The sequence below is a fragment of the Niveispirillum sp. genome (genome assembly GCF_052437035.1).
GTDB lineage: Bacteria > Pseudomonadota > Alphaproteobacteria > Azospirillales > Azospirillaceae > Niveispirillum.
In genome coordinates this window covers 15,308-35,088 of the sequence record NZ_JBQVOH010000001.1, presented here as the reverse complement: position 1 = coordinate 35,088, position 19,781 = coordinate 15,308, and the positions used below count along the sequence as shown (strand labels likewise).

Here is a 19,781-nt window from a genome sequence, read left to right as displayed (position 1 = left end):
CGTTCCTGTCACTTGGGCGGCTGAGAGGGTTTGGCAACGCCGTGTTCTTCCAGGAAGGCCTTGAATTTCTTGGCATCCAGGAAATAGAGGTCAAGGCATTCATTGAACTTGTCCGGGTCCTTGATGGCCTTGCAGAGCTGTTCGGCTTCTTCGTTCGCTGTCTGCTTCTGCGCCTTTTCCGAGGCACTCATGCCGGGCGCGCTGTTCTGTGCCAGGGCCGGCGGGACAAGGGCCAGCAGCAGCGCCGGCAGGAAGGGCAGGAAGGGCAGGAAGCGGCGGAAAGGGCGCATGCGTCACCTCGCAATCTGGACAGGATCAAGCAGGCGTCGCCACAGGCCGCGCAAGGCCGCATCCAGCGACAACAGCCCCGGCCCCGTCAGGAACAGGACCAGCCCCACCATGATCCATGGAATCTGTTCCGCCGCAATGGCGATACCGTTCTCGATCCCCTGCGGCGTGCGTCCGATCACCAGGAACAGCACCGCCGACATCACCGCCAGCCCCGCCGCCCCGACACGGCCCGCCAGCCCCAGGGCCAGCAGAAGGCTGAGCACGATCTCCGCCCCCGTGGTCAGGGGGGCCGAGATGCCGGCAGGCAGGAAGGGTACCGGATGCACATCGGTGAACAGAAAGGCCTGACTGTCCCAGGTGAAGACCCGGTGCCAGCCGGCGGTGGCGAACGGCCAGGCCAGCCAGAGCCGTCCCGCCAGCAGCAGCAATCCCCCGCCCCAGCGCACAAGCGCAGCCGCCCCCACCGTGGGGCCAGGATCGACCAGAAAGCGCAGCGTTGTGCGGATCATGGTTGCTCACCATCGGTTACGGCGGCGATCAGCCCATGGCCGAGCAGCAGCGCCAGCAGCGGGGAAAGCGCAGCGGCATCCCGCAGATGCCCAGCCGCCGTCAGAAGATCGGCCCCGTCAGACAGGACCTGGACAAAGCCACCGGCGTCGGGCGGCAGCACGGTCGCCGCCACCAGCAGGTCCGGCCCGCGCCAGATCAGCGCCACCGCGTCCGGTCCCGCCAGCGGCAAGGGGGCTGCCACCCCCTTGATATCCGCCCGCCCCTCCCACCAGGGGCCAAGAACGGGCAAGGGACCAGCCAGCAGTGCCGAAGACGGCACCAGCGACAGGCGCAGGCGGGTCAGCGCATCGGGGGCGAAAGCCCCCAGCGCCGCTGGCCCCACGGGATCGGCGTCGGCAGCGAAATAGGCCAAGTGTGCCGCCCAGTCGGCGGCAGCCAGCACGGGCAGATCACCGGTCAGGTCGGCGCCGAACCCCTCCCCATAGGCCGACAGCATGGCCGGTCCCGGCGGGTGGGTCCGCAGATGGCGTTTTGCCGCCTCCGCAAAGGCATCCGCGCCCATCACCCGTTCCACACTGGGATAGACCTGGGCCAGGACACCGGTCAGGGAAGCCGTGACGGTGGCTGTATGAATGAACAGGGCCTTGTCGACCGGCACCGCAGCGGGGCGCAGAAAGGGCAGCGCGCGGGCAAACGCGTCGGCATCGCCATAACAGGCCCCCAGCATGGCGCGTTGCAGGTCGATCAGCATGATGCCGCCCTCCGCACCGCATCCGCCTTCGCCGCCTGGGCCAGCAGTACCGGCAGCGGCGGCAGGGCCGTATCCCATTCCACCAGGGTGGGGCGCGGCCCGAACTGGCGGGTGGCAAGATCATACAGCGCCCAGACCGGGTCCGGCACGGCACTGCCATGATCGTCGATCAGCAGGGTGGCACCATCGACATCCAGGCTGGCATGGCCGGCCAGATGGATTTCCCCCACCGCGTCACCGGGAAAGTGCCGCAGCAGCCGTGCCGCGTCCTGCCCCCGGTTGCGGGCCGAGACATAGAGATTATTGAGGTCCAGCAGCAGGCCGCAGCCCGTGCAGGCCACCAGTGCCGCCAGGAACTCCCCCTCCTCCATCTGGTCCTCCTGGAACCGCAGATAGACGGACGGGTTTTCCACCAGCAGACGCCGGCCCAGCGCATCCTGCACCCGCGCTACATTGCCGGCGACGATATCCAGCGTCTCCGCCGTGAGCGGCAGGGGCAGAAGGTCGGGCACATGCGTGCCGGAAAGCCCGGTCCAGGCCAGATGGTCCGACACCATCGCCGGCTCAAACCGCGCATAAAGCGCCTTCAAGCGGGCCAGATGCTCCCCATCCACGCCATCGGCAGCACCCAGTGACAAGGCCACCGAATGAAAGGAGATGGGGTATTCCTGACGCAGCCTTTCGAGCTGCGCCAGACGCGGACCGCCGGGAACCAGATAGTTTTCCGCATGCACCTCCAGCCACCCGACCTGCTGCTTCGCCGCCAGGAAATCCGGCACATGCAGGTGCCGAAGCCCGACGCCGGCCGCATCGGCCAGGCCTGGGATGGTGTGGGGATGAGCCGGGGGGCGCATGCGGAAACCTGCCGGAACAGCGCTGCTTACTTCTTGGCCTTGGTGTTGGTGCCTTCGAAGGCGGCCATGCTGCCGCCGGCGGCTTCACAGGCTTCCTTGGTCATGGCCTTGAAATCCTGGCCGCTGTAATCGACCTTGGACTGGGTGGCGCAGGAATGGCCGGCGGCCTTGTTGGCGCAGTCATTCTCGCCGGCCTTGGACACGCCATAGCACTTCACCTTTTCCCCCTCGGCGGCATGGGCCGGGGCGGCAATGGCGGCCAGCGACAGTGCACCGGCAACGGCGGCGCCAAGGGTCAGGGCGGTCAGACGGACGGAAGTCGACATGGGTGCGTTTCCTTCGAACGGGGTCCAGGGAGAAGCGGCGCCGTCATCGGCGTCCGTATCTCTCCATTCGCAGCCTGTCAGGGAAGGTTACGCCGGGGATCAAAAAAATTGCCCGCCCGTGAAATTCTCAAGTCTCACCCGCTTAAGCCATTGAGCTTTTATCGGAATTCGGCCAGCCTCTCCATGGGTCAACCGACTGTCGGAGGGCGTGGCGCATGGCGGCTGACAGCTGGCACTTATGGCCGGCCCGGGCCTTGCGCACGGCGACGGACCTGTTCCTGCCCGCAGCGATGCGCGAACGCGGCTTTGATGAAAAGGCGCTGCTGCGTGCCCGCGCCTTCATCCGCGTTACCCTGCTGATCCTGTCCGGCATCCTGGTGCTCTATGCCGTCTGGGCCGTGAATGAGGGGCCGTTCGATCCCGTTAGCCTGGCTTGGGCCGTTTATGCGCTGCTGGTCGGCGGCAATCTGGTGCTGGTGCGCCTGACCGGGCGGTTTCATGAGATCACGATTGCCAATAATCTGGCGGGCCTCAGCCTGATCGCCATCCTCCTGCATTATACCGACGGCATCGCCTCCCCCCTGGTGCCGCTGTTCCTCACGGCGCTGGCCACCACGGGCAATTTCGGCGGCAACCGCGCCATCCTTTACTTCTTCTCGGGCTTCCTGGCTGTCATCTGCGGCACCTATGCCTGGCAGCTCTATAGCGGGGAAGCGCCCGCCAATATCCACAGCCGATTCGCCTTTCTGCTGACGGCGCTGCTGCTGCTGGTCCTGGCCAACCTGTCCTCGCAATCGGCCCGCACCAAGACGCGGCGCATGCTGGCCCAGGCCCGCGACGCCGCGATTGAGGGGCGACGGCGGGCCGAAAAGACCCTGGTGGACCTGCGCGAGGCGCAGGAACAGATGATCCTGCAGGAAAAGATGGCCAGCCTGGGGTCGATGGTGGCCGGCGTGGCGCATGAGGTGAATACGCCCGTGGGTCTGGCCGTCACCGGCGCGTCACAGCTGCGGACCGAAACCGCCAACATCATGGCGTTGGCCGCACAGGGGCAACTGCGCCGCTCCACCTTTGATGAATATCTGCAGGTGGTGGATGAACTGGCGACCCTGATCGAAAAGAACGCCACCCGCGCCGCCGAACTGATCCAGTCCTTCAAAGAAGTGGCGGTGGACCAATCTTCCGACGCCCGCCGCCCCTATGACCTGCGGGCCTATGCGGCGGAGGTGCTGGCCAGTCTGGCACCGCGCATCCGCCATGCTGGGCACAAGGTGGAAATGGCCGTGCCCGACGGGATCGAGATGGATGGCCATCCCGGTGCCATGGCCCAGATCATCACCAATCTGGTGATCAATTCCATCGTCCATGCCTATCCGGACGGGCGGCGCGACGGCACCTTGCGTCTGGCCGCTCGCGTGCTGGATGGCGACCGGGTCGAACTGGCCTATAGCGATGATGGCCAGGGCATTGCCCGCGAACTCTGGCCCCGCATCTTCGAACCGTTCTTCACCACGCGCCGGGGCACGGGCGGGTCCGGCCTGGGTCTGCATCTTCTGTATAATATCGTGACGGTGCGGATGGGCGGTACGGTGAGGGTGGGTGCCGCCCCCCAGGGTGGGGCCTTGTTTACCCTGAATTTCCCCCGGATCAGCCCCGAAAAGCACCCGGTCACGGCCCCTGACGACCTGTCCACCGACCATGTTGCAGTGCAATAATGCGGCGGAGGCGGGGCTGTCACGGACCCTTGGCTTGCGCCGCCGGTGCGCTTCCGCCTAAGCTTCCGGCGTGATGGCGACAAGCAGGGGCCGGATCCGGACCCCGCACGTGTGAGGAGAGGAACCATGGTCGAAGTGGTAATTGCCGGTGCAGCCCGCACCCCGATCGGCGCGTTCAATGGCGCGCTTGGGTCCGTGCCCGCGCACAAGTTGGGCGAAGTGGCCATCCGCGCCGCCCTGGAACGCGCCAAGACCGACGCGGCGGAAGTGAATGAGGTGGTGCTGGGCCATGTGCTGACCGCCGCCCTGGGCCAGAACCCGGCCCGTCAGGCCGCGATTGCCGCCGGCATCCCGGCAGGCCGCACCGCCTATGCCATCAACCAGATCTGCGGCTCCGGCCTGCGCGCGGTTGCGCTGGGCTATCAGTCGCTGCTGCTGGGCGACACCGATATCGTGGTGGCCGGCGGTCAGGAGAGCATGAGCCTGTCCCCGCACGCCATGTATATGCGTGGCGGCACCAAGATGGGCGACACGTCCATGGTCGACACCATGATCAAGGACGGCCTGTGGGACGCGTTCAACAACTACCACATGGGCCAGACGGCGGAAAACGTGGCCGCCAAGTACGGCATCACGCGGGAGGAGCAGGACGCCTTTGCCGCCGCTTCCCAGAACAAGGCTGAAGCCGCCCAGAAGGAAGGCCGTTTCAAGGATGAGATTGCCGCCGTGACGGTGGCGGGCCGCAAGGGCGATGTCATCGTCGATACCGACGAATATCCCAAGCACGGCACGACCATCGACACGCTGGCCAAGCTGCGCCCCGCCTTCTCCAAGACGGGCAGCGTCACCGCCGGCAACGCCTCGGGCATCAATGACGGGGCTGCCGCCCTGGTCCTGATGCGCGCCGACAATGCCGCCAAGCGTGGCGTGGCCCCGCTGGCCCGCATCGCGTCCTGGGCCACCGCCGGCGTCGATCCCACCATCATGGGCACCGGCCCGATCCCGGCCAGCCGCGAGGCGCTGCGCAAGGCCGGCTGGTCCATCGACCAGTTGGACCTGATCGAAGCCAATGAGGCCTTCGCGGCCCAGGCCATCGCCGTGAACCGCGATCTGGGCTTTGACCCGTCCAAGGTTAATGTCAATGGCGGCGCCATCGCGCTGGGCCATCCCATCGGTGCATCGGGTGCCCGCGTGCTGGTGACGTTGCTGCATGAAATGGTGCGGCGTGACGCCAAAAAGGGTCTGGCGACGCTCTGCATCGGCGGCGGCATGGGCGTTGCCCTCTGCGTCGAACGCGACTGACGACAGTTTCAGCGGGGGTGCCAAAAGCACCCCCGTTCGCTTTCAGGGATCGGACTGCCCTGAGGCACATCAAGGCGGCAAATCGCCGCCGATATTAAAGTTCAATGATTTACAGCCGGCCTGAAGGCCACAACAACGGGGGAAACAAAATGGCACGAGTGGCATTGGTGACGGGTGGTACGCGCGGCATTGGCGAGGCGATTTCCGTCGCGCTGAAGGATGCCGGCTACATCGTCGCCGCGAACTACGCCGGCAATGACACGGCAGCCGCCGAGTTTACCGAACGCACTGGCATCAAGGCCTATAAGTTCGACGTGTCGGACTTCGAGGCCGTGAAGGCCTCGGTCGCGCAGATTGAGGCCGATCTGGGTCCCATCGACGTGCTGGTCAATAATGCCGGCATCACCCGCGACGGCACCATGCACCGCATGAGCTTTGAGCAGTGGAACGCCGTCATCCAGACCAACCTGACCAGCTGCTTCAACACCTGCCGCGCGGTCATCGACGGCATGCGCGAACGTAACTTTGGCCGCATCGTCAATATCGGCTCGATCAATGGTCAGGCCGGCCAGTATGGTCAGGTGAACTACGCTGCCGCCAAGTCGGGCATCCATGGCTTCACCAAGGCCCTGGCCCAGGAAGGCGCGGCCAAGGGCATCACCGTGAACGCCATCGCGCCCGGCTATATCGACACCGACATGGTCCGCGCCGTGCCCGCCGACGTTCTGAAGAAGATCGTCGCCAAGGTCCCGGTGGGCCGCCTGGGCCAGGCCTCGGAAATCGCCCGTGGCGTGCTGTTCCTGGTGGCCGACGAAGGCGGCTTCATCACCGGCTCGACCCTGTCCATCAATGGCGGTCAGCATATGTACTAAGGTGCGAAGGGCGGGTGCTGGAGACAGCGCCCGCCCTACTTTCGGGCCCTCCCCAGAGCCTCCATCCGTTGCAGCAGCCGGTCGCGCCGTTCCGTTGGCATGTTGTCCACCATGCCGATCAGCGTGTCGGCATTCGGCCCCAAGCCGGCAAAGCCCAATACGTTGCGCTTGAAGCTGCGCACCCCGTGCGACAGGAAATACAGGCGGTACAGCAGGGCCGGCATTCCCATACTGACGATGCTGCGCGTGCTGCGCCCGGCCAGCCGACGGCGACTGGCGAAGCCCTTGGCCGGTTCCTCCAGAAGGAAGGCAGGACGCGCCACCTGCTCCAGAAAGGCCTTCATCAGGGCCGGCACGTCACCCAGCCAGAGCGGAAACAGGAAGACCAGATGATCCGCCGACAGGATGGCCGCCTGCGCCACCTGGATATCGGGCGGGATCGGCCCTTCCTCCCAATCCTGTTTTGACCGGATCAAGGGAAAGTCCAACGCGTTCAGGCGCAGCGTCTCTGCCATATGTCCGCCCGCCGCAGCACCATCCAGATAGGCGTCGGCCAGATCATCCAGCAAATGGCCATTGCCCGCATCGGGATGGCCCTGGATCAGGGTGATGGTTGCCATGCCGCAAATCCCTTCCGTCTTGCATCCAGCATCAGGATAGGATTGACCCGGTGTTCTGCGCGTTGATGCGGGTCAAGCTTTACGCACCATACTCCCTTATCTTTGCATCACGCGTCACAAGAGTCAGGTGGCTGGTTCTTACAAATGGCTCCCGGTTGAAGGCCTCGGTGCGGCAGGCATGAAATCATCTATGACGGCCTCGGGCAGGGTCAGGTCCTCGGCAACATACAGCCCGGTCAGATCGCCATAGGCCAAGACGCACGCGCGCCGACCGCGCAAGCGGTCGAATTTGGCCTTTACCTGGGTATCGAAACGGGGAAGGGCATTGAGTACCTGTCACAGTGACGGGTCATGACTCTATGGCCGCTTGTCAGAATCTGTCAATCTGGCCCCCATTGCTGGAAAATCCCATGTCTCCCCCTTCCCCCACCCATCCCCGCGTCGGTGTCGGCTGTCTGGTCTGGAAAGACGGGCAGGTCCTGTTGATCCGGCGGGGCAAGCCGCCCGGATATGGCGAATGGTCCCTGCCCGGCGGGTCGCAAGAATTGGGGGAAACCCTGTTCGCGGCGGCGGAGCGGGAGGTGATGGAGGAGACGGGGATCAGCGCACGGGCGCGGTCCGTCCTGACCGCCGTCGATAACATCGTTCATGACGCCGAGGGGCGGTTGGCCTTCCACTACACCATCGTGGATGTGGAGGCCGACTGGATCGCGGGTGCACCTGTGCCGGGCGATGACGCGCTGGATGCCCGCTGGGCCGACCTTGCCGCGTGCGAGGTATTGGTAGCCTGGGAGCCGTTGAAGCAGGTCCTGCGCGACGCCTTCGCCCGCCGCTAACTATTGCCGGCGCGCGGCCTGGATTATAAGATCAAGGCACATCCTGGACAGATGCGCCTGGACCCTTTCCATTCTGAAAACCGTGCAACGCACCTGCATTTTCTGTTGCACCATGTTTCACATGCTCTGAAAAGTCAGCCCCGACTCCTCAATGGCTCAGCACCTGACCCAGGAAGGCCTTGGTGCGGTCACTCTGCGGGGTATCGAAGAACTGGTCGGGCGGAGCGACTTCCACGATTTCACCCTTGTCCATGAACACCACGCGGTCGGCCATGCGGCGAGCAAAACCCATCTCATGGGTGACGACCAGCATGGTCATGCCGGACGCCGCCAGATCGCTCATCACGTCCAGCACTTCCTTGACCATTTCGGGGTCAAGCGCGCTGGTCGGTTCATCGAACAGCATGATGGACGGGTCCATGCACAGCGCGCGAGCGATGGCCACGCGCTGCTGTTGCCCGCCCGAAAGCTGGCCCGGATATTTCAGGGCCTGATCGGGGATGCGGACCCGCTCCAGCAGCTGGCGCGCCTTGGCCTCCGCTTCGGCGCGCGGCATCTTCTTCACCCACATCGGGGCCAGGACGCAGTTCTCCAGGACCGTCAGATGCGGGAACAGGTTGAACTGCTGGAACACCATGCCCACGTCGCGGCGGATGCTCTCCACATGCCGGACATCATCGTCCAGCGGCACGCCCTTCACGATGATGTCGCCGGCCTGATGCTCCTCCAGCCGGTTGATGCAGCGGATCGTGGTGGATTTGCCGGACCCGGACGGCCCACAGATCACAATTCGCTCCCCCTTGGCGACCGACAGGTTCACGTCGCGCAGCACATGGAAGGCGCCATACCATTTATTGACGCCGCGCAGTTCGATGATGGCTTCGGTGGTCATTCAGAAAACTCCGTATCGAAGCGACGGGCGGTGATTGTGGCAAACATCTTCAGCATCACAGCCCTCACCGCCGCCGCCCCTGCCCAAGGACGGTCTCCAGATACCGGCTGTAGCGGGAGAGCGCGTAGCAGAACAGCAGGTAGATCACGCCCACAAACAGATAGGCTTCCTTGTAGAAGCCGCGCCAGGCGGGGTCGGTCAGGGCGGCCTTGGCCGTGGATAGCAGGTCCAGAAGACCGATGACGATGACGAGGCTGGTATCCTTGAAGCTGGCGATGAAGGAATTGACCAGCGGCGGGATCACCAGCGACAGGGCCTGCGGCAGGATGATCAGGCGCTGTCGCTGCCAGTAACCCAGACCCAGGGCCTTGGCCGCCTCCACCTGTCCCTTCGGGATGGCCTGCAGGCCGGCCCGCACCACCTCCGCCACATAGGCGGCGGAGAACAGGCAGATGCCAATCAGGGCGCGCAACACCTTGTCGATGGACACGCCCGCCGGCAGGAACAGCGGCAGCATAACCGACGCCATGAACAGGATGGAGATCAGCGGAACGCCACGCACCAGCTCGATATAGACAACCGACAGGCCGCGCATCACCGGCAGGTCCGACGTCCGGCCCAGCGCCAGCAGCACGCCCAGCGGGAAGCTGGCCACAAGCCCGACGATGGACAAAGCCAGGGTCAGCGGCAGCCCGCCCCACAGCTCCGTCGGCACATAATCCAGGCCCAGCACCCCGCCGAACATCATCAGGGCGGAAAAGCCGATGCCGACGGTCCAGATATAGATCAGCGCCCGACCCCAGAACCGGCGATCCGCCGAGATGACCAGGGTGCCAATCATCGACAGGATGGCCAGCGTCGGGCGCCAATGCTGATCATCGGGAAAGGTCCCGAACAGGATGAAGCGCCACTTCTCCGCCAGGAAGGCCCAGCAGGCACCGTCGGCCTCCCGGCAGGCCGCCGCATCGCCGGTCCAGTTGGCCTTGACCAAGGCCCAGTCGATGATGCCGGGGACGGCGCGAACCAGCACATAGGCGATCAGCAGCGTCAGCAGCGCGTTGTACCAGGTGGAGAACAGATTAGCCCGCGCCCAGGCCACAGGCCCCTGATTGGGGCGGATGGGGGCGGCGCGTTCCTGGGTGGTCTCGGTCACACTCATCTCACCGCTCCACCAACGCGACACGGCTATTGTACCAGTTCATCAGGAAGGACAGGCTGAGGCTGATGATCAGATAGGCCCCCATGATCGACAACACGCCCTCCACCGCCTGCCCCGTCTGGTTGATCGTGGTGTTGGCGATGGAGACGAAGTCGGGATAGCCGATGGCGACAGCCAGCGAGCTGTTCTTGGTCAGGTTCAGATACTGACTGGTCGTCGGCGGAATGATAACGCGCAGCGCCTGCGGCAGCACGACAAGCCGCAGCAGCTGCCTCCGCGTCAGGCCCAGCGCCGTCGCGGCCTCCGTCTGGCCCTTGGGCACCGCCAGGATGCCCGACCGCACAATCTCGCCAATAAAGGCCGCAGTATAGATGACAAGACCGAACAGCAGCGCCGCAAATTCCGGTGACAGGGTCATGCCGCCGCGGAAGTTGAAGCCCTGCAGCACCGGCATGTCGATGGCGCCGCCACCACTGGCCAGCAGAACCAGCAGCGGCAGCCCAAGGGTGAGGCCCAGCCCGATGGGCAGCAGCGACAGGCGCTTGCCCGTCGCGGCCTGCCGCTTGGCGTTCCAGGCCGCAATCACCAGGGTCAGAATGATACCCAGGCCGAACAGGGCTGCAACCCAGGCCCAGATTGGATCATCGGCGGGCGCGGGCAGCTTCAGCCCGCGATTGGACAGGAACACGCCCGGCAGCGGCGCCAGCGCCTGACGCGGCCCCGGCAACCCTTCAGTCAGGAGCGCATACCAGAGAAACAACTGCAACAGCAGGGGTACATTGCGCACCGATTCCACATAGAAGGCGGCGATGCGGGCCACCAGCCAGTTCGAGGATAGGCGGGCAATGCCCAGCACCACGCCCAGCAACGTGGCGAGCAGGATGCCGATGCCCGACACCTTCAACGTGTTCAGGATGCCGACCAGGAAGGCCGTGGAATAATGATCCTGCGGGCCGAATTCGACCAGCGTCTCCCCGATCTGGAACCCGGCCTCCCGGTCCAGAAAGCCGAAGCCCGACGCGATCGACAGCCGCGCCAGATTGTCCATCGTATTGCCGACCAGATACCAGGCGACCAGCGCCACAGCCAAGGCCACGCCCAGCTGCGCCAGGACGGCACGGACAATGGGGTTGTTGATGGACAGGTGAAAGGCCGCCCGCCCCGGAGGGGCGGCGGCCTTATTCGCGGTCGCGTTGCTGTTGCTCATCGGCGTCCGGTTCCGGGCGTCAGATCAGCGGATCGGCGGGGCATACATAAGCCCGCCATTGGTCCACAGCGCGTTCAGGCCGCGATCCAGCTTCAGCGGGGTCTTCTTGCCGATATTGCGTTCGAAAATCTCGCCATAATTGCCCACGGCCTTGATGGCGCGATAGGCCCAGGCCTTGTCCACACCCAGACCGGTGCCCAAGTCGCCCTGAACGCCCAGCAGGCGCTGCACCGACGGGTCGGGGTCCTTCAGCTTGGCATCGATATTGGCCTGGGTGATGCCCTTCTCCTCCGCCTCGATCAGGGCGTAGATGGTCCAGCTGACAATGTCGCGCCATTGATTGTCGCCATGACGGACCACGGGGGCCAGCGGCTCCTTCGACATCACCTCCGGCAGGATGATGAAATCATCGGGCTTGGTGGCAACAGAGGCGCGCACCCCGGCCAGACCGGAGATATCGGTGGTCAGCACGTCGCAGCGACCGGCGAAGAAGGCGGCATTCACCTCGTCCAGCGCCTCGATCACCACGGGCTTGAAGGACAGGTTATGGGCACGGAACCAGTCGGCCAGGTTCAGCTCGGTCGTGGTGCCCGGCTGCACGCAGACCGTGGCGCCATCCAGCTGCTTGGCTGACGTCACGCCCAGGCTTTTGGCGACCATCAGTCCCTGGCCGTCATAGTAGACGGGTGGGGCGAAATCCAATCCCTGCGCATCCCGGGTCAGCGACCAGGTGGTGTTGCGCACCAGCAGGTCGATCTCCCCCGACTGCAACGCCGTCAGGCGCTGCTGCGCCGACAGCGGCGTATAGCGGATCTTGTTGGTATCGTTCAGGATGACGGCGGCAACGGCCTTGCAGATATCGACATCCAGGCCCGTCCACTTGCCCTGGCTGTCGGGGCTGGAAAAGCCCGGCAGGCCGGTATTCACGCCACAGGTCAGCTGCCCCTTGCTTTTGACCGCATCCAAGGTCGGGCCGGCAAACGCCGGAACGGCGGTGAAGGCAACATATGCGGCGGCCAGGGCGACCGCACCCCCAAGGCGAAGGTTCATCGTCTTTGGTTCCCCTGTTTTACCGGGGCGGGATGTCCGTCCGCCGCCCCCTTTGATGTCAGGCAGTTAAGCATTCAATGCCGCAATGAAACAACCCCGTAACGGGGACAATCGCGACAATTCTCGCGCCTGCCGCAAGGTTAGGCAGCATGATCACAAAACATCACGCGCCAACTGCTCCAGCTGGCCTTCCAGCTTGGCCGACAGGGCCTTGAACTGGGCCAGCTCCACCTCGTCCAGACAGTTCAGCCAGCGCTGCTGCCACTCCAGGGCCAGGGGGGCGATTCTCTCATAGAGTGCCCTGCCCTTGGGCGTGAAGGACAGGCGCAGCAGCCGTTGATCCGACGGGTGCGTATCGCGCGACAGCAGGCCCGCTTCCACCAGCGAGGTCACGGCCCGGCTGACCTTGGCCTTGTCCATCGCGGAGCGTTCAACAATGTCGTTGGATGACAAGGGCTGTTCACGGCCCAGAATCGCCATCACGCGCCATTCGGGGATGGAAATGCCGAACTGTGCCTCATACCGGCGCGCCAGCTCGCGGCTGACACGCTTGGCCAGGACGTTCAGGCGATAGGGCAGGAAATCATCAAGGTCGAGCATGTCGCAAGGGTGGCCTGCCCAAAGCGGACTTGCAAGCCCCTCATTGATCCGGCATATTCGTTTCATATGAAACGATATAGTTTCAAGCGGGAGAGCACCATGCGCCGGTACATTTCCTTCCCCCGTGTCGAGGGCACCTCCTCACGCCAGGCCCACGCCGACCTACCGCAAGGCACGTTTGAGAGGGAATTGGGCCGTGAAGGTTTCTTCGGCCCCGCCACACACATGTACCACCGCAACGCCCCGACCGGCTGGACCAGTTGGGAAGGCCCCTTGCGCCCCCGCGCCTTCGACCTCAATCAGCTGGTGGAAGGCATGTCCGAAGGTCCCTGGGGGGCGAAGGAGGTGCTGTTCAACGCCCATTGCCGCATGCGCATGTGGCGCTGCGACCGGCCCATGGACCATCTGGCCCGCAATGGCGACGGCGACGACCTGATCTTCGTGCATGAGGGTGAAGGCGAGCTGTTCTGCGATTACGGCCACCTGAGCGTTACGGCGGGTGACTATGTCGTGCTGCCGCGCGGCACCATGTGGCGCCTATCTCCCACCAAGCCGGTGACGGCCTTGCTGATCGAGGCGACGGGATCGATCTATCAGCTGCCCGACCGGGGGATCGTCGGCCCGCATGCCGTGTTCGATCCCGCCATCCTGGACACGCCCAAAATCAATGAGGCGTTTCTGGATCAGCAGTCTGATAACGGCCCCGGCTGCTCCTGGCGCGTTCTGGTGAAGCGGCGAGGTGCGATCAGCACCGTCACCTATCCGTTCAACCCGCTGGATGCTGTGGGCTGGAAGGGTGATCTGGCGCCTGTACGCCTGAATGTGAAGGATGTGCGGCCGCTGATGAGCCACCGCTACCACCTGCCGCCCAGCGCTCACACCACCTTCGTCGCCAACCGCTTCGTCGTCTGCACCTTCGCCCCGCGCCCGTTTGAAACGGATGAGGGGGCGATCAAGATCCCGTTCTTCCACAATAACGACGATTATGACGAGGTGCTGTTCTACCATGCCGGCGACTTCTTCAGCCGCGACAATATCAAGGCCGGCATGATGACCTTCCACCCGTCAGGCTTCACCCACGGGCCGCACCCCAAGGCGCTGGGCAAGATGCTGGTGCAAACCAAGCCGGCCACCGACGAATATGCCGTCATGGTCGATACCCGCGACGCGCTGGAGGTGGCGGACCTACCGGGCGGCGTGGAGAACCCCGCCTATGCCGATAGCTGGCGCGTGAAGCCGTAACCGTCTGCGATCACACATATTTCCGTCCCTGGAGCCTCCCCTATGAAACTCGCCTCCCTGCAGCAGGGCCGTGATGGCCGTCTGGTTGTTGTGTCGGATGATCTGTCACGCTGCGTGCCCGTGCCGGATATCGCGTTGACGCTGCAACAGGCGCTGGACCATTGGGACAGCGTGGCCCCCGCCCTGGCCGCCATCGCCGCCAAGCTGAATACCGGGGAGATCGAGGGACAGCCGTTTGATGAGGCGGACTGCGCCAGCCCCCTGCCGCGCGCCTATCAATGGGCGGACGGGTCGGCCTATGTGAACCATGTCGAGTTGGTGCGGAAGGCCCGCAATGCCGAGATGCCACCCAGCTTCTGGACCGATCCGCTGATGTATCAGGGCGGGTCCGACAGTTTCCTTTCGCCCCACGACCCGATCCTGATGGCGGACGAAGCCTATGGCATTGATCTGGAGGGCGAGGTCGCCGTGGTCACCGGCGATGTGCCCATGGGTGTCACCCCGGACCAGGCAAAGGCCCATATCCGCCTGATCATGCTGGTCAATGACGTGTCCTTGCGCGGCCTGATCCCGAACGAGTTGGCCAAGGGGTTCGGCTTCTTCCAGTCCAAGCCCAGCAGCGCCTTCAGCCCTGTAGCCGTCACGCCCGACAGCCTGGGCGACGCCTGGGATGGCGGCAAGCTGCACTTGGCCCTTCTGTCCGCCATCAATGGGCAGCCGTTCGGCAAGCCCAACGCCGGCGTCGACATGACGTTCGACTTCCCCACCCTGATAGCGCACGCCGCCAAGACCCGCCCCCTATCGGCTGGCACCATCATCGGATCGGGCACCGTGTCCAACAAGGACCCCGATGGCGGGCCGGGCCGCCCGGTGTCGGAAGGCGGCCTGGGCTATAGCTGCATCGCCGAAATCCGCACCATCGAAACCATCCGCGACGGCAAGCCCAGCACCCCGTTCCTGCGCTTCGGCGACCGTGTGCGGATTGAAATGAAGGACAAGGACGGGCGTTCCGTGTTCGGCGCCATTGATCAGCAGGTTGCCAAGTACGAGGGGTGATGGGTGCGAGCGGTAGTGGTAGCGCGGATTAGGCGGAGCCGTAATCCGCGGACCGACGCCAGCCAGGTTACCCGCGGATTACGCTTCGCTAATCCGCGCTACGCCCCGCCGCCGTTCCTCACAAACCCCGCAGCCCCCCGCTGGCCCGGATCACCTCCCCCGTGATCCAGGCCGCGTCAGGCCCGGCCAGCCAGGCGACGACGGCGGCGATGTCCTCGGGTTCGCCAATGCGGCCAAGGGCGGTGCGCTTGGTGATCTCGCCTTCACGCGACCGGTCGCCGGTCTTGAACCGGTCGGTGGCCGTCACGCCGGGGGCGACGGTGTTGATGGTGATGCCCTGTTGCCCCAGTTCCTGCGCCAGGACGCCGGTCATGGCATGGACAGCGCCCTTGGACGCGGCATAGACGGAACGGAGGCCCACTGGCATGTCGGTGATGACGCTGCCGATATTGATGATCCGCCCACCGGGCTTCATGGCCCGCGCCGCCTCCCGCGCCATCAGCAGGGGCGTGGCGGCATTGACGGCCAGGACCTGTGCCAGTTCCAGTGAGTTGATCTCCGCAATGGGCGCGAAACGGCCCGTGCCGGCATTATTGACCAGGATATGGGGCACGCCCAACGCTGCCGACACGGCGGCGAACAGGGCCACTGCCCCGCCCCGGTCCGACAGGTCGGCAAGGTCGGCCTGGAAGGCCTGTGCCCGAACCCTGTATTCCCTGCCGCAGCGTTCGGCCAGTTCCTCTGCCGATTGCCGGTGGGACCCGTAATGGACCGCCACATCCGCCCCGTCCCGGGCCAGCCGTTCGGCAATGGCCGCACCGATGCCGCGGGATGCGCCCGTGACCAATGCTATCCTGCCTTCCAACGGACGGGCCATGGCCCCACTCCCTGTCTTTGAAACCCCTGGCCGGTGATACCACGAAGATGCAGCTTCACACCTATTTCCGATCCTCCGCCGCAACCCGTGTCCGCATCGCGCTGGCGCTAAAGGGCATTGCCTGGGACCCGGCCTATGTCCACCTGCTGAAGGATGGCGGGCAACAGAAGGCGCCCTCTTACCGCGCGGTAAACCCGCTGGGGCTGGTGCCGACCCTGGTGGATGGCGACGCGGTGATCCCGCAATCGCTGGCCATCCTGGAATATCTGGAGGAACGGTACCCGACGCCGGCGCTGCTGCCGGCCGACCCGGCAGGGCGGGCCAGGGCGCGCGCCATGGCGCTGGCGATTGTCGCAGACATCCACCCGCTGAACAATCTGCGCGTCCTGACCTATCTGCGCGGCACCCTGGGTCAGGGGGAGGAGGCCGTGAAGGCCTGGATCGCGCATTGGACGGCGGAAGGGTTCGCGGCCCTGGAGCAGATGGTGGAGGGGCCGGATTTCTGCATCGGCGGGGCCGTCAGCTTCGCCGACCTGTGCCTGGTACCGCAGATGTTCAACGCGCGGCGATTCGGCGTGGACCTGACGCCCTATCCGAAGCTGGTCGCCATCGACGCCCATTGCCAGACGCTGGCCGCATTCCAAGGGGCAGCACCGGGGCGGCAGGGGGATGCGGAATGACAAAGGGCCCTTCCGACGGCGATACCGCCGGAAGGGCCCTTTGACGGGATCATACCCGCGATTACCGCACCGGCTCGTCCGATACCTTCACAGCCAGCTTGCCGGTATTGCCGCCCGTGAACAGCTTGTTGAAGCTGGTCAGGGTGTTCTCCAGACCCTGGTCCAGTTCCACCTTCCACTTGATCTGACCGGCGGCCAGCCAGGGACCCATTTCGGCATACATTTCCGCCATGCGGGGGGCATAGTCGAGGACCAGGAAGCCCTCCATCCGCGCCCGGCGGCTGACCAGAACCGACAGGTTGCGGGGGCCCGGCGCCGGCTCGGTCGAGTTATACTGGCTGATGGCACCACAGAAGGGGATGCGCCCCTTCACGTTCAGCAGGCTCAGTGCCACCTCGGTGATCTCACCGCCGACATTCTCGAAATAGATGTCGATACCGTCCGGCACGGCGTTCTTCAACGCCTTCTGCCAGCCCTTTTCCTTGTAATTGACGGCCGCGTCATAGCCCAGTTCACCCGTCAGCCAATCGCACTTGTCCGCCGACCCGGCGACACCGACCGCGCGGCAACCCTTCAGCTTGGCGATCTGCCCGACCAGCGAGCCGACTGCCCCGGCGGCGGCGGAGACGACCACCGTCTCCCCTTCCTTGGGCCGACCGATATCCAGCAGGCCGAAATAGGCGGTCGCCCCCGTCATGCCCAGCGGCCCCATATAGGCCGACAGCGGCAGGCCCGGAATGTTGGGCACGCGGCCAAAGGACGTGCCGTCAGCAACGGTGTAATCGGCCCAGCTGCCCATGCCGGTGACGATGTCGCCGACCTTGAACTTGGCATGGTTGGACTGATCCACCACGCCCAGCACCAGACCGCGCATGGTGGTGTTCAGCGGGACCGCCGGCAGGTAGCTGTCATACTGCATCCAGACCGCATTGGTCGGGTCCAGCGACAGATAGACAGTGCGGACCCGGATCTGCCCCTCGCCGGCGTCTGGCGCCGGCGCCTCGCGCAGGGACAGAACCTCGCTGAAATTGCCGCCCTTGGGACGGTCCAGCAGCAGCCAATGGCGGTTGATGGCGGTGGACATGGATATCTCCCCAGAAGATTTGTCGGATGATTGAGGAACAGCATCGTTCAAACGCTTGTTCGACTCAAGTGCGTTTTCGTCCGATCGTTCTAAAATCAGCAGCCGTGATGGGTTGTCATCCCCATGGTGTTGGCGCAACATCAACGGACCCAGGAAACAGTAGAAAGCCCGCAAAGACGGGCCGGGTGGGGGGATGGGTTTTCTTTTACCGACTTTTGACGAGGCGACGGAACGGCGTTTCGACGTCTGGCGCGCTTCGCGTCTGAACGACGCCTTGCTGGCGCCGGTGGCCATCGGCGGTTTGGCGATGTTCAGTTTCCTGGCATGGGACTGGCTGCTGGACCCTACGCAATTCCTGGCCTGTCTGCTCATCCGTGGCACCGGCACCATCATCATGATGGCCTGTGCCTGGAAATTGCTGCGCACCCGAGCGACACCGTTGCAACTGCGCTGGCTTGGCATGCTGGCGGTGTCGGCGGGAACGGTCTCCATCGCCCTGACACAGTTCCTGTTGCAGGATGGTTTCCTTTACGGACCGGCGGGGCTGGCCCTGTTTCCCACCGTATCGGCGGTTGTGGTGACACGGGCGCGGCAGGTGCCTCTGCTGAACCTTCCGGGCTTTGCCGTTGTAGTGGCGCTGCTGCTGTTGAAAGGGGTGGAAGGGTTCGCCCTGTTCAACGTCATCGCCTTTGTCGGCACCGGGGTGTTCGCGTCGGGCATCCTGGCCTTGGCCCTGGAACGTACGGCCCGGTGCGGGTTTCAGCTGGAATTGCGGCTGGAGGAACAGGCGCATATCGACCCGCTGACCGGCATCGCCAACCGCCGCCGCCTGGAACAGGAAGCCCGCGACGAGGTGGAACGGGCGCGGCGTTTCAACCGGCCCCTGTCGCTGATGATCATGGACCTGGACCATTTCAAGGGCGTCAATGACCGGTACGGGCATCCGTTCGGCGACAAGGTGCTGCGCACTTTGGCCGATCTGGGCCGCGCCAACCTGCGCCAGACCGACCTGTTCGCGCGGGTGGGCGGTGAGGAATTCGTAGTGCTGATGCCGGAAACCACGGCGGAGGCGGCGGCACAGCTGGGCGAACGGCTGCGCGGTCTGCTGGCGGCCACGCCGATCAATGACGGGGAGCATGTGGTAACCGTGACGGTCAGCGCCGGCATCGCCGCCCATGGGCCGGACGCGCCAACCATGGAGGCGCTGATGGCCATGGCCGACAAGGCCCTGTACGAGGCCAAGGCCCAGGGCCGCGACCGTGTGGTGATCGGTCCCGGGGGGGTGGGATAGGGGCTGGGTTAGAACCCCGACACAGGATACTCTGCGGGTTCTGACCCAACCGGAGTATCGAACGATGGATTTCGCTACCGCCGATCTGGTCGATGCACATGAACCTGTGATCGCCAGCTGTTCCACACAGTTCCGCAGTTTCGGCGGGCATGCCCGCTTTGCCGGCCCCATTCGCACCGTCCGCTGCCACCGCGACAACGCACTGCTGAAATCGATCCTGTCCACGCCTGGCGATGGTGGGGTGCTGGTGGTGGATGGCGGCGGGTCGCTGGCGTCGGCCCTGGTGGGCGATGTCATCGCGGGCCTGGCTGTCCGGAATGGCTGGTCCGGGATCATCGTCAACGGCGTCATCCGCGACAGTGTCGCCATTGCCGCACTGCCGTTGGGCCTGAAGGCCTTGGGCACCAATCCGCTGAAAAGTGCGAAGACCGGGGCGGGAGAGGCGGATGTGACCGTGGCTTTCGGTGACTGCGCCTTCACACCCGGCCACTGGGTCTATGCGGATGAGGACGGGGTGGTCGTTCTGCCCACCCCGGCCTGATCCGATCACTTTGTTCCCTCAGGCG

General features: G+C 64.9%; 22 protein-coding genes. 9 read left to right on the top strand and 13 right to left on the bottom strand.

Translation table 11 applies throughout. The annotated features are described in order from the left end of the window. Positions 1-8: 8 nt before the first annotated feature. Genes ACT6Q8_RS00170 through ACT6Q8_RS00150 form a run of 5 tightly spaced genes read right to left on the bottom strand, consistent with a single transcriptional unit; the run spans position 9 to position 2,732 of the window. A complete protein-coding gene (locus tag ACT6Q8_RS00170) occupies positions 9-290 on the bottom strand; it encodes a hypothetical protein (RefSeq protein WP_444733854.1) in 282 nt (93 codons plus the stop codon). A 3-nt stretch (positions 291-293) separates the two neighbouring features. Then, positions 294-800 (bottom strand): DoxX family membrane protein, encoded by a 507-nt coding sequence (locus ACT6Q8_RS00165; protein WP_054166761.1) that lies wholly within the window; start codon positions 798-800, stop codon positions 294-296. Continuing rightward, positions 797-1,552: an HvfC/BufC N-terminal domain-containing protein gene (locus tag ACT6Q8_RS00160; RefSeq protein WP_444733855.1), complete on the bottom strand. Its 756-nt coding sequence runs from the start codon at positions 1,550-1,552 to the stop codon at positions 797-799. The genes ACT6Q8_RS00165 and ACT6Q8_RS00160 overlap by 4 nt, the downstream gene beginning before the upstream one ends. After that, entirely contained in the window at positions 1,546-2,406 is an 861-nt protein-coding gene (bufB, locus tag ACT6Q8_RS00155) for an MNIO family bufferin maturase (RefSeq protein WP_444733856.1), read from the bottom strand. The genes ACT6Q8_RS00160 and bufB overlap by 7 nt, the downstream gene beginning before the upstream one ends. A 26-nt stretch (positions 2,407-2,432) precedes the next feature. Next, entirely contained in the window at positions 2,433-2,732 is a 300-nt protein-coding gene (locus ACT6Q8_RS00150; protein ID WP_054166764.1) for a BufA1 family periplasmic bufferin-type metallophore, read from the bottom strand. A gap of 215 nt (positions 2,733-2,947) precedes the next feature. Between ACT6Q8_RS00150 and ACT6Q8_RS00145 the strand changes: the two genes are divergently transcribed. The 3 genes from ACT6Q8_RS00145 (at position 2,948) to phbB (ending at position 6,621) form a co-directional block, all read left to right on the top strand. After that, positions 2,948-4,447 (top strand): sensor histidine kinase, encoded by a 1,500-nt coding sequence (locus ACT6Q8_RS00145; protein WP_054166765.1) that lies wholly within the window; start codon positions 2,948-2,950, stop codon positions 4,445-4,447. A 126-nt stretch (positions 4,448-4,573) separates the two neighbouring features. Beyond that, positions 4,574-5,749, top strand: coding sequence for an acetyl-CoA C-acetyltransferase (locus ACT6Q8_RS00140; RefSeq protein WP_444733857.1), 1,176 nt, complete (start codon positions 4,574-4,576; stop codon positions 5,747-5,749). Between the two features lie 149 nt (positions 5,750-5,898). Next, positions 5,899-6,621 (top strand): acetoacetyl-CoA reductase, encoded by a 723-nt coding sequence (gene phbB, locus ACT6Q8_RS00135; protein WP_054166797.1) that lies wholly within the window; start codon positions 5,899-5,901, stop codon positions 6,619-6,621. Positions 6,622-6,656: 35 nt separating this feature from the next. On the opposite strand, the gene ACT6Q8_RS00130 is transcribed toward phbB, so the two are convergent. Beyond that, positions 6,657-7,241: an NAD(P)H-dependent oxidoreductase gene (locus tag ACT6Q8_RS00130; protein WP_444733858.1), complete on the bottom strand. Its 585-nt coding sequence runs from the start codon at positions 7,239-7,241 to the stop codon at positions 6,657-6,659. A 410-nt stretch (positions 7,242-7,651) separates the two neighbouring features. Here ACT6Q8_RS00130 and ACT6Q8_RS00125 point away from each other — a divergent pair, with 410 nt between their 5' ends. Beyond that, a complete protein-coding gene (locus ACT6Q8_RS00125; RefSeq protein ID WP_054166798.1) occupies positions 7,652-8,077 on the top strand; it encodes an NUDIX hydrolase in 426 nt (141 codons plus the stop codon). Positions 8,078-8,225: 148 nt separating this feature from the next. On the opposite strand, the gene ACT6Q8_RS00120 is transcribed toward ACT6Q8_RS00125, so the two are convergent. The 5 genes from ACT6Q8_RS00120 to ACT6Q8_RS00100 form a co-directional block, all read right to left on the bottom strand. Then, on the bottom strand, positions 8,226-8,969 hold the full coding sequence (locus tag ACT6Q8_RS00120) for an amino acid ABC transporter ATP-binding protein (RefSeq protein ID WP_054166768.1): 744 nt from the start codon (positions 8,967-8,969) through the stop codon (positions 8,226-8,228). Between the two features lie 64 nt (positions 8,970-9,033). Then, positions 9,034-10,128, bottom strand: a complete 1,095-nt coding sequence (locus tag ACT6Q8_RS00115; RefSeq protein ID WP_444733859.1) for an amino acid ABC transporter permease — start codon at positions 10,126-10,128, stop codon at positions 9,034-9,036. Between the two features lies 1 nt (position 10,129). Further along, positions 10,130-11,335 (bottom strand): amino acid ABC transporter permease, encoded by a 1,206-nt coding sequence (locus ACT6Q8_RS00110; RefSeq protein WP_444733860.1) that lies wholly within the window; start codon positions 11,333-11,335, stop codon positions 10,130-10,132. Between the two features lie 24 nt (positions 11,336-11,359). Beyond that, a complete protein-coding gene (locus tag ACT6Q8_RS00105; RefSeq protein ID WP_054166770.1) occupies positions 11,360-12,385 on the bottom strand; it encodes an amino acid ABC transporter substrate-binding protein in 1,026 nt (341 codons plus the stop codon). A 153-nt stretch (positions 12,386-12,538) separates the two neighbouring features. Continuing rightward, positions 12,539-12,985 (bottom strand): MarR family winged helix-turn-helix transcriptional regulator, encoded by a 447-nt coding sequence (locus tag ACT6Q8_RS00100; protein WP_156344468.1) that lies wholly within the window; start codon positions 12,983-12,985, stop codon positions 12,539-12,541. Between the two features lie 99 nt (positions 12,986-13,084). Between ACT6Q8_RS00100 and ACT6Q8_RS00095 the strand changes: the two genes are divergently transcribed. Both ACT6Q8_RS00095 and ACT6Q8_RS00090 read left to right on the top strand, forming a co-directional pair. Beyond that, on the top strand, positions 13,085-14,227 hold the full coding sequence (locus tag ACT6Q8_RS00095; RefSeq protein ID WP_054166800.1) for a homogentisate 1,2-dioxygenase: 1,143 nt from the start codon (positions 13,085-13,087) through the stop codon (positions 14,225-14,227). A 42-nt stretch (positions 14,228-14,269) separates the two neighbouring features. Further along, positions 14,270-15,283, top strand: coding sequence for a fumarylacetoacetate hydrolase family protein (locus ACT6Q8_RS00090; RefSeq protein WP_444733861.1), 1,014 nt, complete (start codon positions 14,270-14,272; stop codon positions 15,281-15,283). Between the two features lie 118 nt (positions 15,284-15,401). Here ACT6Q8_RS00090 and ACT6Q8_RS00085 read toward each other — a convergent pair whose 3' ends face one another. After that, positions 15,402-16,160 (bottom strand): SDR family oxidoreductase, encoded by a 759-nt coding sequence (locus ACT6Q8_RS00085; RefSeq protein ID WP_444733862.1) that lies wholly within the window; start codon positions 16,158-16,160, stop codon positions 15,402-15,404. A 47-nt stretch (positions 16,161-16,207) separates the two neighbouring features. Here ACT6Q8_RS00085 and maiA point away from each other — a divergent pair, with 47 nt between their 5' ends. After that, the gene (gene maiA / locus ACT6Q8_RS00080) at positions 16,208-16,840 is read left to right on the top strand and encodes a maleylacetoacetate isomerase (RefSeq protein WP_444733863.1); all 633 of its coding nucleotides are present in this window, start codon (positions 16,208-16,210) and stop codon (positions 16,838-16,840) included. Positions 16,841-16,901: 61 nt separating this feature from the next. On the opposite strand, the gene ACT6Q8_RS00075 is transcribed toward maiA, so the two are convergent. Next, complete coding sequence (locus tag ACT6Q8_RS00075; RefSeq protein ID WP_054166774.1) at positions 16,902-17,924, bottom strand: NADP-dependent oxidoreductase; 1,023 nt, start codon at positions 17,922-17,924, stop codon at positions 16,902-16,904. Positions 17,925-18,117: 193 nt separating this feature from the next. Here ACT6Q8_RS00075 and ACT6Q8_RS00070 point away from each other — a divergent pair, with 193 nt between their 5' ends. Both ACT6Q8_RS00070 and rraA read left to right on the top strand, forming a co-directional pair. Beyond that, positions 18,118-19,215 carry a GGDEF domain-containing protein gene (locus ACT6Q8_RS00070; RefSeq protein ID WP_444733864.1) on the top strand — a complete coding sequence of 366 codons (1,098 nt, stop codon included), beginning with the start codon at positions 18,118-18,120 and terminating at the stop codon, positions 19,213-19,215. A 64-nt stretch (positions 19,216-19,279) separates the two neighbouring features. Then, on the top strand, positions 19,280-19,756 hold the full coding sequence (gene rraA, locus ACT6Q8_RS00065) for a ribonuclease E activity regulator RraA (RefSeq protein WP_444733865.1): 477 nt from the start codon (positions 19,280-19,282) through the stop codon (positions 19,754-19,756). Positions 19,757-19,781: the final 25 nt, after the last annotated feature.

What these genes read in the sequence shown, in the direction of transcription:
- ACT6Q8_RS00170 (WP_444733854.1), bottom strand. Translation starts at nt 290, where the DNA reads ATGCGCCCTTTCCGCCGCTTCCTGCCCTTCCTGCCCTTCCTGCCGGCG.
- ACT6Q8_RS00165 (WP_054166761.1), bottom strand. Translation starts at nt 800, where the DNA reads ATGATCCGCACAACGCTGCGCTTTCTGGTCGATCCTGGCCCCACGGTG.
- ACT6Q8_RS00160 (WP_444733855.1), bottom strand. Translation starts at nt 1,552, where the DNA reads ATGCTGATCGACCTGCAACGCGCCATGCTGGGGGCCTGTTATGGCGAT.
- bufB (WP_444733856.1), bottom strand. Translation starts at nt 2,406, where the DNA reads ATGCGCCCCCCGGCTCATCCCCACACCATCCCAGGCCTGGCCGATGCG.
- ACT6Q8_RS00150 (WP_054166764.1), bottom strand. Translation starts at nt 2,732, where the DNA reads ATGTCGACTTCCGTCCGTCTGACCGCCCTGACCCTTGGCGCCGCCGTT.
- ACT6Q8_RS00145 (WP_054166765.1), top strand. Translation starts at nt 2,948, where the DNA reads ATGGCGGCTGACAGCTGGCACTTATGGCCGGCCCGGGCCTTGCGCACG.
- ACT6Q8_RS00140 (WP_444733857.1), top strand. Translation starts at nt 4,574, where the DNA reads ATGGTCGAAGTGGTAATTGCCGGTGCAGCCCGCACCCCGATCGGCGCG.
- phbB (WP_054166797.1), top strand. Translation starts at nt 5,899, where the DNA reads ATGGCACGAGTGGCATTGGTGACGGGTGGTACGCGCGGCATTGGCGAG.
- ACT6Q8_RS00130 (WP_444733858.1), bottom strand. Translation starts at nt 7,241, where the DNA reads ATGGCAACCATCACCCTGATCCAGGGCCATCCCGATGCGGGCAATGGC.
- ACT6Q8_RS00125 (WP_054166798.1), top strand. Translation starts at nt 7,652, where the DNA reads ATGTCTCCCCCTTCCCCCACCCATCCCCGCGTCGGTGTCGGCTGTCTG.
- ACT6Q8_RS00120 (WP_054166768.1), bottom strand. Translation starts at nt 8,969, where the DNA reads ATGACCACCGAAGCCATCATCGAACTGCGCGGCGTCAATAAATGGTAT.
- ACT6Q8_RS00115 (WP_444733859.1), bottom strand. Translation starts at nt 10,128, where the DNA reads ATGAGTGTGACCGAGACCACCCAGGAACGCGCCGCCCCCATCCGCCCC.
- ACT6Q8_RS00110 (WP_444733860.1), bottom strand. Translation starts at nt 11,335, where the DNA reads ATGAGCAACAGCAACGCGACCGCGAATAAGGCCGCCGCCCCTCCGGGG.
- ACT6Q8_RS00105 (WP_054166770.1), bottom strand. Translation starts at nt 12,385, where the DNA reads ATGAACCTTCGCCTTGGGGGTGCGGTCGCCCTGGCCGCCGCATATGTT.
- ACT6Q8_RS00100 (WP_156344468.1), bottom strand. Translation starts at nt 12,985, where the DNA reads ATGCTCGACCTTGATGATTTCCTGCCCTATCGCCTGAACGTCCTGGCC.
- ACT6Q8_RS00095 (WP_054166800.1), top strand. Translation starts at nt 13,085, where the DNA reads ATGCGCCGGTACATTTCCTTCCCCCGTGTCGAGGGCACCTCCTCACGC.
- ACT6Q8_RS00090 (WP_444733861.1), top strand. Translation starts at nt 14,270, where the DNA reads ATGAAACTCGCCTCCCTGCAGCAGGGCCGTGATGGCCGTCTGGTTGTT.
- ACT6Q8_RS00085 (WP_444733862.1), bottom strand. Translation starts at nt 16,160, where the DNA reads ATGGCCCGTCCGTTGGAAGGCAGGATAGCATTGGTCACGGGCGCATCC.
- maiA (WP_444733863.1), top strand. Translation starts at nt 16,208, where the DNA reads ATGCAGCTTCACACCTATTTCCGATCCTCCGCCGCAACCCGTGTCCGC.
- ACT6Q8_RS00075 (WP_054166774.1), bottom strand. Translation starts at nt 17,924, where the DNA reads ATGTCCACCGCCATCAACCGCCATTGGCTGCTGCTGGACCGTCCCAAG.
- ACT6Q8_RS00070 (WP_444733864.1), top strand. Translation starts at nt 18,118, where the DNA reads ATGGGTTTTCTTTTACCGACTTTTGACGAGGCGACGGAACGGCGTTTC.
- rraA (WP_444733865.1), top strand. Translation starts at nt 19,280, where the DNA reads ATGGATTTCGCTACCGCCGATCTGGTCGATGCACATGAACCTGTGATC.